Genomic DNA, 14,597 nt, shown 5'->3' with positions numbered 1-14,597 from the left:
CGCGCCGGCCCGTTCGGCCGCCGCCGGCGAGCCGTCGTGCCGGTGGTGGGCGTGCCGCGGCGCGACGCCCGAGTCGGGCGCGGCGTCGGCGGGGTCGGCGTTGGAGTCAGGCATGGAAGATGTGCCGCCTGATCGTCGCGACGTTGGTGAAGATGCGGATGCCCAGCACGACGATCACCGCCGTCGACAGCTGCGAGCCGACGCCGAGCTGGTCGCCGAGGAACACGATGAACGCGGCGATCAGCACGTTGGCGATGAACGACACGACGAACACCTTGTCGTTGAAGATGCCCTCGATGACCGCCCGGATGCCGCCGAACACCGCGTCGAGCGCGGCGACGATGGCGATGGGCAGGTACGGCTGCAGCTCCAGCGGCACGGACACGTCGAAGTAGAGGCCGGCCAGGATGCCGACCAGGAGCCCGGCGAGTGGGATCACGGCGCGCCCTCCCCCGGGACGGCGTAGGACAGCGGCGTGTTGCCCGCGGGCAGGGTCAGCGACTCGTCGGAGCTGACGTCGAACCGCACACCGCTGCTGGTGGCGGTTCTGCGCAGCCACTCGCCGCCGCTGCCGTCGCCGAAGTCGCGGGCCAGCGAGCGTGGGTCGCCGATGGCGGAGACCTCGTAGGGCGCACTCATGGGCCGGTAGTTGATCTGGATGACGTCCTGCGCGGAGCGGATGGCGGTGAGCGGCGTGATGCGCTGGCCGTTGATGGCGACGGCCTCGGCGCCGGCCGCCCAGAGCCCGTTGACCACCATGCGCAGGTCGAGGTCGAGGACGCGGTCGGTGCCGTCCTGGGCTTCCTGTTCCTCGGCGTCGTCGACCGTGACCACCACCCCTGGCCCCGTCACGGCGATCGCACCCGTTGTCGCCTGCAAGCTCTCGACTTCCTCCCGCGTCTGCTGCCCGGCCGCGGAGTTCTGCAGGAGGTCGCTCTCGAGCTCGCCGACCTCCGCCTCCAGGGCACTGACCTCGCCCTGGAGCCGGCTGACGCGCGCGTCCTCGTTGTGGATCTGCTCGATGAGCCCCTGCCGCTCCGAAGAGACAACACTAGCGGTGTTGCGGACCTGCAACACCGCCATGGTCAGCAACAGGCCGAGCGCGACCAGCCCGAGCGCGAGCGCCGGCGACCGCCAGGTGCGCTCCGACGTCGGCCGCTCGCCGGCGGCCCGGCGCCGCGCGGCGGCGTCCTCGTACCCGGGGTCGAGCGGCTTGGCGAACAGATCGTTGAGCAGCGACATCGACTCGTCCGGCCGCCGCAGCGGACGGACGCGAGGAGCCTGCCCAGTCACCACGGTCCTATGCTCGCACGCACGTCACGGCGTTCCGCGCCGACATCCGCGTCAGGCGCTCACGAATTGCGGCCGGCCACGGGCGCGGCCAGCACCTTGCGGGTCTGCTCGGTGTAGAGGACCGCCGCCCACCAGTACAGCGCGACGCCCCAGATGACGAACGCCCAGCCGAAGACGCGGGCCAGCATGGCGACGGTGCCGTCGCCGTCGCCCCACAGCAGCAGGGGGAAGGCGTAGAGCAGGCAGGCCGTCGCGGACTTGCCGAGGAAGTGGACGGGCAGGCCGGTGATGCCCCGGCGGGCGCGCAGCAGCGCGACGATGCCGGCCATGTAGACGTCGCGAGCGACCAGCAGGAGCGCGAACCAGAGCGGGATGATGTCGCGCAGCGTCAGCGCGATGATCGTGGTGAGGATGTAGAGCCGGTCGGCGAGCGGGTCGAGCAGCTGGCCCACCCGGCTGATCTGGTTCCAGCGGCGGGCGAGGTAGCCGTCGAGGTAGTCGGTGAACCCCGAGACCGCGAGCAGGATGATCGCGAGGGCGTCGGCCTCCTCGACCAGCACCAGCCAGAGGAACACCGGCACGCCGAGCAGCCGCAGGAACGACAGGATGTTCGGGATGGTGAACACCCGGTCGGTCTGTACCGCCGTCTCCTGCGCCTTCACAGGCCGTCCTCCCCCATGCGTCGCGGCCGCCTGCCGCCCCCAGCGTACGCGTCACAATCCGCCGGGGTCGCCCGTCTTGGGTGTGTGGCGACGAGGAGGGACGGCGGAAAAATGCGATGCGGGACGGTGTCCGCTGCGGTCATGCTTGCGGGCGTGGACGGGGACCCTGGTGGGCGTGATCACTCTCACACGCGCAATGGTTGCAGGTGCGTTAGTATTTTCGGGTGCCCGCCTCCGAGTCCGAGTTCGTCCGCGCCCTGGAGGCGTTCCTCCGTCAGCTGTCGTGCACCAAGGCCGACTCCGACCTGCGGTCCATGGTCGAGCTCGATCTCTCCATCTCTCAGTTCCGCTGCCTCATCCTGCTCGGCCAGCACACGGAGGCCCTGCCCATCAACGAGCTGGCCGACCGGCTCGACCTCACCCTGGCCACGGCCGGCCGCAACGTCGACCGCCTGGTCGCGCACGGCCTGGTCGAACGCCGTGAGGACCCGCACGACCGCCGAGTCCGGCTCGTCTCGTTGTCGGAGACAGGGCGGACGATCATGACCGAGATCGACGTCCACCGCCGCAACGCGCTGGTGACGTTCGCCCACTCCCTCGATCCCGCGGACCGGGACCGGCTCTTCGCCGCGCTCGCTCCGATCGTCGAACCATCCGCACCATCTCGCCTGGAGGAACAACTCTCATGAGTGCACCGGCCGGACCCCCCGACACCGGGTCCGACGACAAGCTCGATCGCGGCGTCCTGAAGGTCGCCGGTGTGGTGGTGCTCGGCGCCATCATGTCGATCCTCGACGTCACGGTCGTCAGCGTCGCGCTGCCGACCTTCCAGTCCGAGTTCAGCACGACCGTCGCCACCGCCGCGTGGACGATGACGGCGTACACGCTCGCGCTCGCCGCGGTCATCCCGATCACCGGCTGGGCGGCGGACCGGTTCGGCACCAAGCGTCTGTACCTCACCTCGCTCGTGCTGTTCGTGCTGGGCTCGGTGCTGTGCGCCTTCGCCTGGGACATCGGCCCGCTCATCGGCGCGCGCATCCTGCAGGGCCTCGGCGGCGGCATGCTGATGCCGCTGGGCATGACCATCATGACCCGCGCCGCCGGCCCCGACCGCGTCGGCCGCGTCATGGCCGTGCTGGGCATCCCGATGCTGCTCGGCCCCATCGGCGGCCCGATCCTGGGCGGCTGGCTGATCGACGTCGCGTCCTGGCACTGGATCTTCCTCATCAACCTGCCCATCGGCATCTTCGCGTTCGTCGCGGCGCTCCGGGTGCTGCCGAAGGACCAGCCGCAGCCGTCCGAGAGCTTCGACTTCGTCGGCATGGCGCTGCTCTCCCCCGGCCTGGCGGCGTTCCTGTACGGCGTGTCGTCCATCCCGGAGCACGGCACCGTCCGCAACGCCGAGGTGCTGGTGCCGGCCATCATCGGTCTGGTCCTGGTCGTGGCCTTCGTCTTCCACGCGCTGCGCAAGGACCACCCGCTGATCGACCTGCACCTGTTCCTCAACCGGCACCTCACCATCGCCGTGGTGACGATGTCGCTGTTCATCGTGGCGTTCATGGGCGCCGGCCTGCTGTTCCCGAGCTACTTCCTGCAGGTCCGCGGCGAGACCACGACGATGGCGGGCATCCTGCTGGCGCCGCAGGGCATCGGCGCGATGGTGACCATGCCGATCGCCGGCCGGCTCACCGACAAGACCGGCCCCGGCAAGCTCGTGCTCGGCGGCATCGTGCTCATCGCCATCGGCATGCTGACGTTCACCCAGCTCGAGGCCGACACCTCGTACTGGCTGCTGCTGAGCTCGCTGTTCGTCATGGGCCTCGGCATGGGCATGACGATGATGCCGATCATGACCGCGGCGCTGGCCAGCCTCACCCACGGCGAGGTGGCCCGCGGGTCGACGCTGATGAACATCATCCAGCAGACCGGCGGCTCGATCGGTACCGCCGTCATGTCGGTCATCCTGACCAACCACATCCTCAACGATCAGGCCGCGACCGCCTACTACGGCGCGGTGCAGACCCAGGCCGAGGACCAGCTGCCGCCGGACCTGCTCGACGCCGGCCGGTCCGCGCTGGCCGAGGCGTTCGGCAGCACCTACCTGGTGGCGATCGTGCTCGTGGTGCTCTGCATCATCCCGGCGTTCTTCCTGCCGCGGTCGAAGCAGGAACTGCGCACCGACCCCCGCGAGGAGGGCGAAGGCGAGGGCGACGCCAACCAGGCGCCGCCGGTCGTCCTGCACTGAGGTTCGGCTTGGGAGGCCCCGCTCGGCGTTCGCCGGGCGGGGCCTTCCGCGTTTCCGGACGATCGTAGGACGGCGTCGGGTCAGGCTTTTCGTCGGCCGGTGTTCCCGTTCGCCGGGTCGCTGNGGCTTTTCGTCGGCCGGTGTTCCCGTTCGCCGGGTCGCTGGGCTCCCCGTCCCCCTGCTGCCCCATTCTCTTGCCGCGCAACCGCGCCTCAAGTCCGCCATGGAGTCGCTTCGCGACGAAGGGGCGGACTTGACCCGCGGCTTCGCGGCCAAGAACGGGCAGCTATCAGGGGACCGGGGGGGGATGTGGGCACGCCTCGCTGTTGTCGTGCCCGTTTCGCGTGATTTGCCGGACTGCGGGCAGCGATGATCATCAACGCTCGCCTACATCACGAGGATTCCGCGAGCATCACCACGACTGTAAGGGTGTTGACGCTGGGGTAATCCTCGTGATGGCCCCCAAATCACGGCGAAATCTCACCACGTGGACACCCAGCGACAGCAAACTCACACCGTAACGGGGACAACGCCGCAGGAGACGTCGCCACACTCCCCCGTCCCCCTGATAGCTGCCCGTTCTGAGCCGCGGGCGCGCGGGTCAAGTCCAAGCGCCCCGGCCACAGCGAAGCCCAACAACAACGCGCGCGGACTTGAGGCGCGCGCCCGCGGCCAAGACAATCGGGCAGCAGGGGGACGGGCCCAACGCCGCACCCCAAGACCGACGCCCACGGATCGCCGAATGTTCATCTGCGGCAGCCCACTCAACGGGCAGGAGCGGGTCTAGTGTCGGACGGGTGGGCGGGTCCCGCCGCGGACCCGACATTCCCCGACGAGGAGGTCGGTCCATGAGCACGCGCCTCAACCCCTACATCGGGTTCCGCGACAACGCCCGGCAGGCGTTGGAGTTCTACCGGTCGGTCTTCGGCGGCGAGCTCCAGCTCAGCACGTTCGCCGACTTCGGCGCCAGCGACGACCCGTCGGAGGCCGGCAAGATCATGCACGGCCAGCTGGAGACCGAGAACGACCTGGTCCTGATGGCCGCCGACACCCCCAACGAGATGGAGTACATGCCTGGCGGCAACGTGTCGATCTCGCTCAGCGGCGAGGACGAGGACGAGCTGCGCGGCTACTGGGAGCGGCTCTCCGACGGCGGCGCCGTCACGGTGCCGATGGAGAAGGCGCCGTGGGGCGACTCCTTCGGCATGTGCGTCGACCAGTTCGGCGTCACGTGGATGGTCAACATCACGGGACCGCAGCAGCAGTAGCGGCCAGCTCGGCGCGGTAGGCCCCGGCCAGGCGGCGCGGCCACGCCGAGAACGTCACCAGGGTGTCGTCGCCGTGGGTGAGCTGGTCGAGGGCGCCCACCGGGAGCAGCGCCCGCAACGCCGGGTCGGTGACGGCGGCCAGGGTCGCGCGGACGTACGCTCCGGCGTTGCTGACCCGGTACGGCCGGACGGCGTCGCCGATGCCGACCTCGAAGTCGCCCGCCGCCGGACCGACCGGAGCGCTGACGGCGGCGGCGTCGTGCCGGCGGCCCAGCTCGGCCAGCGCGGCGACGATCGGGTCGTCGCTCGCGGCGCTCCCCACGACGCCGGCCAGCGCGGCGTCGACGTGTGGGCCGACGACGGCGGCCGCGTCGAGCCGCGCGAACGCGCTGCCGAACCACTTGTCGTAGGGCCGGTAGCGGCGCTCCAGCAGGAACGCCAGCTCCATGATCAGCCCGGCGAGCCGGGCGGTCAGCAGCGCCGCGCCCCGGACGTCACCCACTTCGCGGCACCGGGCACGCAGCGGCTCGGCGTTGCCGATGAGGTGCCACTGGACGGCCACCATCCAGCGCCAGACGTCGTCGGGGTACCACGCGAGCGCCGCCCGCGCCGAGGTCAGCTCGCCGAGGTCGTCGCGGAACACCCGGCCGGCGGTGACGTGCAGCAGCCGCTGCTGCGGCAGCGCGAGCCAGTCCGCCGTCTCGAGGGTGTCCACCCGGTCGACGCCGAGCGCCGCCGTCAGCCACGCGCGGGCGGTCGTGGTCTCCACGTGATGGGCGACGCCACCCGCGGCCAGCGAGAACCACGCCGTCGGCAGGCCGCGGAAGACGGGCGGCAGCCCCGCGCCGATGCGCGCCCGCACGGCGTCGACGTCACCGTCGGCGACGAAGATCTGCGCCCGCGGCCCCCACTCGTGGTCCGTCGACCGCTCGGTGTCGAAGCCGAGCACCTCCGACCCCTCGCCCAGCAGGGCGGCCGCATGCGGCACGCCGACCAGCGGTGCCAGCACCTCGGTGTAGAACGCCTCGGCGAGGTCGAGACCGGGAACGAAGGCAGGCGTCATCGCGTGACACGGTAGTCGGCGCATGTGCCCGGACGCATCCGGGTAAGCGCTGTCACGGCTCCCCCGTCCCCCGAGGAGGCGTCATGGATCAGCACGCGTCCGTCGTCGACCGGCTCCGCTCCACGCACCTGCCGCCTCCGGGTCTCCAGCACCTGCCCGAGCCGCCGTCGTCGACCGCCCGCATCGTCGGGCCGGGCATCGTCGCCGCCGGCGTCGGGCTCGCGTCGGGCGAGTTCATCCTGTACCCCTACATCGCCAGCCAGGTCGGGCTGGTGTTCGTCTGGGCGGCGCTGGTCGGGCTGGTGACGCAGTACTTCCTCAACATGGAGATCGAGCGCTACACGCTGGCCACCGGCGAGACGGCGCTCACGGGGTTCAGCCGGTTCTGGCGCCGCTGGGGCCTGGTCTTCGCGATCCTGACGTACTTCGCCAACCTGTGGCCCGGCTGGGCGACCAGCTCCGCGACGCTGGTGACGTACCTGTGGGGCGGCAACGCGACGTGGATCGCCGTCGGCATGCTGGTCTCGATCGGCCTGATCCTGTCGCTGGCGCCGGTTGTCTACACGGCGCTGGAACGGATCCAGATGCTCAAGGTGGCGGCGGTGCTGCTGCTGATCATCGTGGGCGGGGTGTTCGCGGTGACCGCCGACGCGTGGCGCGGCACGGCCGACATCGTGACGTCGCCCCGGCTGCCGTACGAGGAGCTCGGGTTCGCGGTGCTGCTCGGCGCGCTGGCCTTCGCCGGCGCCGGCGGCGGGCAGAACCTGTGCCAGAGCAACTGGATCCGCGACAAGGGCTTCGGCATGGGCGCCTACGTCCCGCGCATCGAGAGCCCCGTGACCGGCCAGCCCGAGGCCGCGCCCGGCACCGGCTTCGTCTTCGAGCCGACGGCGGACAACCTCGACCGCTGGCGGCGCTGGTGGCGCTTCGCCAACATCGAGCAGCTGACGACGTTCGTCCTCATCACGTTCGTCTCGATCACGTTCATGTCGCTGCTGGCGTACTCGACGGTGTTCGGCCTGCCGGACCTGCCCGACGACATCGGCTTCCTCCAGGTGGAGGGCGAGCAGCTGAAGGACGCCGTCGGCGACTGGTTCGGCGCGCTGTTCTGGTTCATCGGCGCGCTGTCGCTGTACGCGGCCGCCCTCGGCATCGTCGACTACACCAGCCGGCTCGCGGCGGACGTGCTCAAGACGTCGTACCTGCCGCGGGTCAAGGAGAGCCACCTGTACGTCGGGCTGGTGTGGGGGCTGGTCGCGATCGGCATCCTCGTCCTGGCCGCCGGGCTGGACCAGCCGCTGGTGCTGGTGGTGATCGCCGCGTGCGTCGGCGGCTTCATGATGTTCCTGTACAGCGGGCTGCTGATCCTGCTGAACCGGCGGTCGCTGGCGCCGGAGATCCGGCCGGCGAGGTTCCGGGTCGGCGCGCTCGTGTGGGCGTTCCTGCTGTTCGGCGTCCTGTCGGCGCTGACGATCTGGCAGCAGGGCGGCGAGCTGTTCGGCTGAGCCGCCCGCCGGAGGGTAATACTGAGCTGGCGAGCCGCTGGAGGTCACATGGGCGAGGACGTCGGCCGGCAGGAGTTCACCAGGGCGGACCGGACCAGGTACCGCAACAAGGTCCACCGGTGCCTCGACGCCTTCGAGCGCATGTTGCGCGAGTCGCAGTTCGAGTTCGACCGCCCGATGACGGGGCTGGAGATCGAGCTGAACCTCGTCGACGAGCAGCAGAACCCGGCCATGCGCAACGCCGAGGCGCTGGCGGCCATCGCCGACCCCGCGTTCCAGACGGAGCTGGGCCAGTGGAACCTGGAGATCAACCTCGCCCCGCGCGAGATCTCCGGCCGCGGCGTCAGCGCCTTCGAGGAGGACGTGCGGGCCAGCCTCAACGCCGCGGAGGAGAAGGCCGGCACAGTCGGCGCGCACCTGGCGATGATCGGCATCCTGCCGACGCTCCGGCTCGAGCACATGACGGGGCACGCCCTGTCGGGCAACCCGCGCTACGAGCTGCTGAACGAGCAGATCCTCGCCGCCCGCGGCGAGGATCTGCACCTGGCGATCAGCGGCCCGGAGCGGCTTCGCGTCTCGTGCGACACCATCGTCCCGGAGGCGGCCTGCACGAGCACCCAGTTCCACCTGCAGGTCAGCCCCGAGCAGTTCCCGGCCGTCTGGAACGCCGCCCAGGCCATCGCGGGCGTGCAGATCGCCGTCGGCGCCAACTCGCCGTTCCTGCTCGGCAAGCAGCTGTGGGCCGAGACCCGCATCGCGCTGTTCGAGCAGGCCACCGACACCCGCAGCGAGGAGCTCAAGGCGCAGGGCGTGCGGCCGCGGGTGTGGTTCGGCGAACGGTGGATCACCTCGATCTTCGACCTGTTCGAGGAGAACGTGCGGTACTTCCCGGCGCTGCTGCCGATCGTCTCCGACGAGGACCCGGTCGAGGTGCTCGACCGCGGCGACACCCCCGAGCTGGCCGAGCTGCGGCTGCACAACGGCACCATCTACCGCTGGAACCGGCCGGTGTACGACGTCGTCCGCGACCGCGCCCACCTGCGGGTCGAGAACCGCGTGCTGCCAGCCGGCCCGACGGTCGCCGACACGCTGGCCAACGGCGCGTTCTACTACGGGCTGGTGCGAACGCTGTCCGAGGAGGACCGGCCGGTGTGGACGCAGATGTCGTTCAGCGCCGCGGAGGAGAACTTCCACGCCTGCGCCCGCGACGGCCTGGAGGCCCAGGTGTACTGGCCGGGTCTGGGCCACGTCCCGGTCGCGGAGCTGGTGCTGCGCCGGCTGCTCCCGCTGGCCTACGAGGGCCTGCGCCGCTGGGGCGTCGACACCGCCGAGCAGGAGCGGCTGCTCGGCATCGTCGAACGGCGCTGCGCCGAGCGCCGCAACGGCGCCGACTGGCAGGTCGCCGCGTTCCGGCGCCGCTTCACCGGGACCTCCGCCGGGCGCCTCGACGCGCTGCGCGGCATGCTGCACTCGTACGTCGAGCACATGCACAGCAACGAACCGGTGCACACCTGGGACGTCGACTGAGCCGGTGCGTCCCGGCCGGGGGTCACCAGGGGTCGGGCAGGCCCGTCCCCGTGCTGATCAGGCTGCGCAGACTGCCGTTGACGTAGTGCAGCCAGGCCGCGGAGCACGCGCCGAAGCACTCGACGTCCGGGACCAGTCCGACGTGGGTGAACCGCAGCTCGGCGCCGCCGGCAGCCGCGGGGACGATGTCGAACACGATCTCGGTGCCCGTCCACTCCGCGGGCTCCGCGGTGAAGGCGAGGTGGCTGTCGGTGACCCGCCAGACGACGCGGCGGCCCGGCTCGAGCTCCACCACCTGCTGGACGCTGTAGTGCTGCGGCGGGTGCCGGTAGGTGAACTCGGCGCCGAGCTCGTCGGCACGTCCCTCGATCCGGCCGGTCCACCAGGCGCGGACGTTCAGGACGGCGGCGAAGACCTCCTCCGGCGACTGCTCGACCGTGTACGCCGTCGAGTAGCCGCCCTCGGCGCGCGTCGTGTTCGTCGTGTTCGTCGTGCTCGTTGCGTGCTCCATGCCGATCTCCCATCTCGCAACCTTCGGTTGCACAAGAGTAGATCGACGGCGCGGTTTGCGCAACCGTCGGTTGCGTCAGGTCCGGGTCCGGACCGCCCGGTTAACCAGGTGAGATTGTCGGTGCCGCGTGTTAGAACTGCCGCACGATGACAACCACCACTCCGGCGCGCACCGAGTTCTCCGTCGCCGGCCAGCCGGAGTACGACCGGCGCGGCCCGGTGCGCTGGATCGTGTCGCACCAGCTGCGCAACCCGTGGCACCTGGCCGGCTTCCTCATCGGCTCGGTCGCCATGGTGGTGCTGAACTCCATGGTGCCGGGGCTGGTCGGCGACGCCTTCGACGCCGTGCTCGACGAGTCCGCCGACCGCCGGGCCGAGCTGGCCACCATCGCGGTGGTCCTGCTGGTGGTGGTCGTCGGGCGGACGGTGCTCGACTTCGTCGCGCGGCTGTGCACCGAGGTCCTGGCCAAGCGCATCGAGCGCGACGCCCGCGACGAGCTGTACGTCAGCCTGCTCGGCAAGAGCCAGACGTTCCACAACCGCCAGCGGGTCGGCGACCTCATGGCGCGGGGCGCCAACGACGTCCGCCAGCTCGGCACCATGTTCAGTCCGGGCATCGACCTGCTGGTCGACTCCCTCACGCAGGGCATCGTGCCCATCGTGTTCATCGCCTTCCTCGACCCCAGGCTGCTGGTCGCGCCGCTGATCTTCGCCGTCGCGTTCGTCTGGTCCATCCGCCGGTTCATGCGCCGGCTGTCGCCGGTGTCGGCGAGCCTGCGCGAGCACTACGGCACGCTCAACGCCGGGCTCAACGAGACCATCCGCGGCATCGAGGTGGTCAAGGCCACCGGCCAGGAAGAGCAGGAGCTGGGCAAGTTCAGCCGCAACGCCCGCCGCTACCGCGACGCCTACGTCGAGCAGGGGCTCATCCAGGCCCGCTACCTGCCGACGCTGCTGCTGTCCATCGCGACGGCCGGCGGGCTGCTGCACGGGCTGTGGCTGCTCGACGCCGGCGAGCTGAGCGTCGGCGGGCTCATCACCTACATCGGGCTGCTCGGCCTGCTCGGCTTCCCGGCGTTCATCTCGATCTTCTCGTTCTCGCTGGTCCAGAACGGCATCGCCAGCGCCAACCGGCTGCTCGCCCTCATGCGCGAAGAGACCGAGCTCGACCACAACGAGGCCGGCCACGTCGCGCCCATGCGCGGCGCCGTCGAGTTCCAGGACGTCACGTTCACCTACGGCGGCCAGCCGGTGCTCGAGCACCTCTCGTTCCGCATCGAGCCCGGCCAGACGGTCGCCATCGTCGGCGAGACCGGTGCCGGCAAGACCACGCTCACCAAGCTGGTCAACCGCATCTACGACGTCACCTCGGGCCGCATCCTGGTCGACGGCGTCGACGTCCGCGAGTGGAACCTCGACTCCCTGCGCTCGCAGATCTCCACCATCGAGCAGGACATCGTGCTGTTCAGCCGCCCGGTGCACGAGAACATCGCGTTCAGCCTCGGGCAACAGGCCTCCCGCGACGACGTCGTCCGCGCGGCCAAGGACGCCCAGGCGCACGAGTTCGTCACGGCGCTCGACGACGGCTACGACACCGTCATCGGCGAGCGCGGCGTCACGCTCTCCGGCGGCCAGCGGCAGCGGCTGGCCATCGCCCGGGCCCTGCTCACCGACCCCGCCATCCTGGTGCTCGACGACTCCACCAGCGCCATCGACAGCGCCACCGAGGACGAGATCCAGCGGGCCATCCAGCGCGTCCTCGAGGGCCGCACGACGCTGCTCATCACGCACCGGCTGTCGCAGATCCGGTGGGCCGACAAGGTCCTGCTGCTGCAACGCGGCCGGCTGGTCGACGAGGGCTCACACGACGAACTGCTCGGCCGGTGCGCACTCTACCGGCGCATCTTCGCCCACTACGACGAAGCGTTCGACGGCGGCGACGGGAAGGCGGCCGGCTGATGGCGTTCCTCATGGACGGCCTCGACGCCGAGGCCTACGACCGCACCTACGACGACCGCGAGCTGCTGCGGCGCATCCTGCGCTACTTCCGGCCCAAGGCCAGGGTCATGGGGCTGGTCGCGGCGGCCATCGTCCTGCAGTCGCTCATGCAGGCGGCGTTCCCCATCCTGGTCAGCGAGGGTCTCGACCGCGTCGTCGACGACCGCACCACCGGCCTGGTGGTCGCGCTGGTGTCGGCGGTCCTGGTCACCGGCGTGCTCGGCTGGGTCTTCAACTTCGTCCAGCGCTGGTACACCGCGAAGGTGGTCGGCGACGTCGTGCTCGGCCTGCGCGAGGACGCCTTCGACGCCGTCCTCGACCGCGACATGTCCTTCTACGACGAGCACTCCTCCGGCAAGGTGGTCAGCCGGGTCACGTCCGACACCGAGGACTTCGCCACGGTCATCACGCTGACGCTGAACCTCGTCAGCCAGGTGCTGCTCGTCGGCCTCATCACGGTCCTGCTGTTCACCCGCAACGTCGAGCTGGCGCTGCTGGTCATGGCCGTCGTGCCGGTCATCGTCGCGATGGCGCTGGGGTTCCGGCGCATCGCCCGCGAGACCACGCGCCACCAGCAGCGGTCGCTGGCCAAGGTCAACGCGACACTGCAAGAGACCATGGGCGGCATCTCCGTGGCGAAGAACTTCCGCCAGGAGCAGACCATCTACGACGAGTTCCGGCCGATCAACGGGCAGAACTACCGGGTCACGCTCAAGCAGGGCTTCGTGTTCGGGGCGATCTTCCCGGCCCTGTTCGCCGTGGCCGGGCTGGCGACCGTCATGCTGGTGCACATCGGCGGCGGCCGAGTGCTCGACGGCGGCATCTCGGCCGGCGACTGGTACCTGTTCCTGCAGAGCGTCGGGCTGTTCTGGCTGCCGCTGACCTCCATCGCGTCCTTCTGGTCGCAGTTCCAGCAGGGCCTGTCGGCGTCCGAGCGGGTGTTCGCGCTGATCGACGCCGAGCCGCTGGTGGTGCAGCGCGACCCGCGGCCGGTCGGACGGCTGGCCGGGCGCATCGAGTTCCGCGACGTCACGTTCGGCTACACCCCGCAGCACACCGTCCTGCACGGGTTCGACCTCACCATCGAGGCCGGCGAGACCGTCGCGCTGGTCGGGCACACCGGTGCCGGCAAGTCGACCATCGGCCGGCTGCTGGTGCGGTTCTACGAGTTCCAGGGCGGGCAGATCATCGTCGACGGCACCGACATCCGCACCGTCGACCTCACCGGCTACCGTCACCAGCTCGGCGTGGTGCCGCAGTCGCCGTTCCTGTTCTCCGGCACCGTTGCCGACAACATCCGCTACCCCCGTCCCGGCGCCACCGACGACGACGTCCGCGCGGCCGCCGAGTCCGTGGCCGGCGGCGACTGGCTCGACGCCCTGCCCGACGGCCTCGCCACCGAGGTCGGCGAGCACGGCTCCGCGCTGTCCATGGGCCAGCGCCAGCTGGTGGCGCTGGCCCGGCTGCTGCTGCAGGACCCCGCCATCGTCATCCTCGACGAGGCCACCGCCAGCGTCGACCCGCTCACCGAGGCGCAGATCTCCGAGGGCCTCGACGTCGCCCTGGCCGGCCGCACGTCCATCGTCATCGCGCACCGGCTGTCCACCATCGAGCACGCCGACCGCATCATCGTCATGCGCGACGGCGGCATCGTCGAGGAGGGCACGCACGAGTCGCTGCTGCGTGCCGGCGGCGCCTACTGCGACGTCTACAACACCTACTTCCGCCACCAGTCCCCCGACTACCGGCCCGGCACCGGCTTCGTCGGCGTCCCGGCCGGCGCCGGCGACCACTGACCCGACCGCCCGTTCCACCTGGCCGGGCGAGGCCCCCGCCCCCCGTCCCCACGCCCCATGGGTCCCACGCGCCCCGCGCGGGCACGCCACGCCCCGTGGCCGCGGACACCGCACCACGGATCTCCCGTGCCCCGCGGCCCGCGGCCCGCGAGCCCCGCGGGTGTTAGCCGCCGCGTTCGATACCGACGTCGGCGCCATGGTGGTGACGACGAACGCCGCGCCAACGCCGTCACGGCCGGTCGACTCGTCGGCGCCGTCACCGTGACGACCCGACCCCCCAGCCCTTTCGGTGTGTTCATCCAGACAGCACCGACGAGCCACCGCAGATGTCCCGATCGGCGGTCTGCGTGAGCTTGGCTCGCCGAACGTGAGCATCCGCGCCGGATAGGCCCGATTCGTGGAGCACTTCGGCGTGCCAAGGCAGCGGCCACCGACATCGTGACGACGATGCCGACATCATGACGACCACGCCCCGGCGCGATCGTCGCGCACTCGTCCGCACGCCCGATGTCGCCCACGCCGTCATTCTCGATGGCGGCTGACACCCGCGGGCACCACATGCCCCGCGGGCACCTGACGCCCCGCAGACACTCCATACCCCACAGATCCCGTCTGCCCCACAGTCCCCCGCGCGCGTAGGCCCTGCCAGCCTCGCCCACCCCGCGGCCTGTGGGCCCCCGCCCGCGCCCGCGCGCCCTGCCCGCGCGGACCCCGCGGGCCGCCACGCCGC

The 14,597-nt window shown here is 70.9% G+C and carries 12 protein-coding genes; 7 read left to right on the top strand and 5 right to left on the bottom strand.

Annotated features, from left to right (window positions below; all coding sequences use genetic code 11):
• Positions 1–106: 106 nt before the first annotated feature.
• Genes DY240_RS04835 through DY240_RS04825 form a run of 3 tightly spaced genes read right to left on the bottom strand, consistent with a single transcriptional unit; the run spans position 107 to position 1,955 of the window.
• Complete coding sequence (locus DY240_RS04835; RefSeq protein ID WP_046770129.1) at positions 107–439, bottom strand: small basic family protein; 333 nt, start codon at positions 437–439, stop codon at positions 107–109.
• Positions 436–1,296, bottom strand: coding sequence for a DUF881 domain-containing protein (locus tag DY240_RS04830; RefSeq protein ID WP_147375197.1), 861 nt, complete (start codon positions 1,294–1,296; stop codon positions 436–438). Before DY240_RS04830 ends, DY240_RS04835 begins: the two co-directional genes overlap by 4 nt.
• A gap of 56 nt (positions 1,297–1,352) precedes the next feature.
• Positions 1,353–1,955: a CDP-alcohol phosphatidyltransferase family protein gene (locus DY240_RS04825; RefSeq protein ID WP_119658827.1), complete on the bottom strand. Its 603-nt coding sequence runs from the start codon at positions 1,953–1,955 to the stop codon at positions 1,353–1,355.
• Positions 1,956–2,179: 224 nt separating this feature from the next.
• Between DY240_RS04825 and DY240_RS04820 the strand changes: the two genes are divergently transcribed.
• The 3 genes from DY240_RS04820 (at position 2,180) to DY240_RS04810 (ending at position 5,468) form a co-directional block, all read left to right on the top strand.
• The gene (locus tag DY240_RS04820) at positions 2,180–2,644 is read left to right on the top strand and encodes a MarR family winged helix-turn-helix transcriptional regulator (RefSeq protein WP_119658826.1); all 465 of its coding nucleotides are present in this window, start codon (positions 2,180–2,182) and stop codon (positions 2,642–2,644) included.
• Positions 2,641–4,200: a DHA2 family efflux MFS transporter permease subunit gene (locus DY240_RS04815; protein WP_119658825.1), complete on the top strand. Its 1,560-nt coding sequence runs from the start codon at positions 2,641–2,643 to the stop codon at positions 4,198–4,200. The genes DY240_RS04820 and DY240_RS04815 overlap by 4 nt, the downstream gene beginning before the upstream one ends.
• A gap of 848 nt (positions 4,201–5,048) precedes the next feature.
• Entirely contained in the window at positions 5,049–5,468 is a 420-nt protein-coding gene (locus DY240_RS04810) for a VOC family protein (RefSeq protein ID WP_119658824.1), read from the top strand.
• Here DY240_RS04810 and DY240_RS04805 read toward each other — a convergent pair.
• A complete protein-coding gene (locus DY240_RS04805; RefSeq protein ID WP_119658823.1) occupies positions 5,446–6,531 on the bottom strand; it encodes a DUF4037 domain-containing protein in 1,086 nt (361 codons plus the stop codon). The two genes, DY240_RS04810 and DY240_RS04805, sit on opposite strands and share 23 nt — an antisense overlap.
• Before the next feature lie 83 nt (positions 6,532–6,614).
• On the opposite strand from DY240_RS04805, the gene DY240_RS04800 reads away from it, so the two are divergent.
• A complete protein-coding gene (locus DY240_RS04800) occupies positions 6,615–8,036 on the top strand; it encodes an Nramp family divalent metal transporter (RefSeq protein WP_119658822.1) in 1,422 nt (473 codons plus the stop codon).
• Positions 8,037–8,084: 48 nt separating this feature from the next.
• Positions 8,085–9,563, top strand: a complete 1,479-nt coding sequence (locus DY240_RS04795; protein WP_119658821.1) for a glutamate--cysteine ligase family protein — start codon at positions 8,085–8,087, stop codon at positions 9,561–9,563.
• A gap of 22 nt (positions 9,564–9,585) precedes the next feature.
• Here DY240_RS04795 and DY240_RS04790 read toward each other — a convergent pair whose 3' ends face one another.
• Positions 9,586–10,074, bottom strand: coding sequence for an SRPBCC family protein (locus tag DY240_RS04790; RefSeq protein WP_119658820.1), 489 nt, complete (start codon positions 10,072–10,074; stop codon positions 9,586–9,588).
• A gap of 146 nt (positions 10,075–10,220) precedes the next feature.
• Between DY240_RS04790 and DY240_RS04785 the strand changes: the two genes are divergently transcribed.
• Together DY240_RS04785 and DY240_RS04780 are read left to right on the top strand one after the other, a co-directional pair.
• The gene (locus DY240_RS04785) at positions 10,221–12,032 is read left to right on the top strand and encodes an ABC transporter ATP-binding protein (protein WP_119658819.1); all 1,812 of its coding nucleotides are present in this window, start codon (positions 10,221–10,223) and stop codon (positions 12,030–12,032) included.
• On the top strand, positions 12,032–13,867 hold the full coding sequence (locus DY240_RS04780) for an ABC transporter ATP-binding protein (RefSeq protein ID WP_119658818.1): 1,836 nt from the start codon (positions 12,032–12,034) through the stop codon (positions 13,865–13,867). The genes DY240_RS04785 and DY240_RS04780 overlap by 1 nt, the downstream gene beginning before the upstream one ends.
• The last annotated feature ends 730 nt before the right edge of the window (positions 13,868–14,597 follow it).

This window comes from Jiangella rhizosphaerae, from assembly GCF_003579925.1.
Classification (GTDB): Bacteria; Actinomycetota; Actinomycetes; order Jiangellales; family Jiangellaceae; genus Jiangella; species Jiangella rhizosphaerae.
This window is presented reverse-complemented; position numbering and strand designations above follow the sequence as displayed.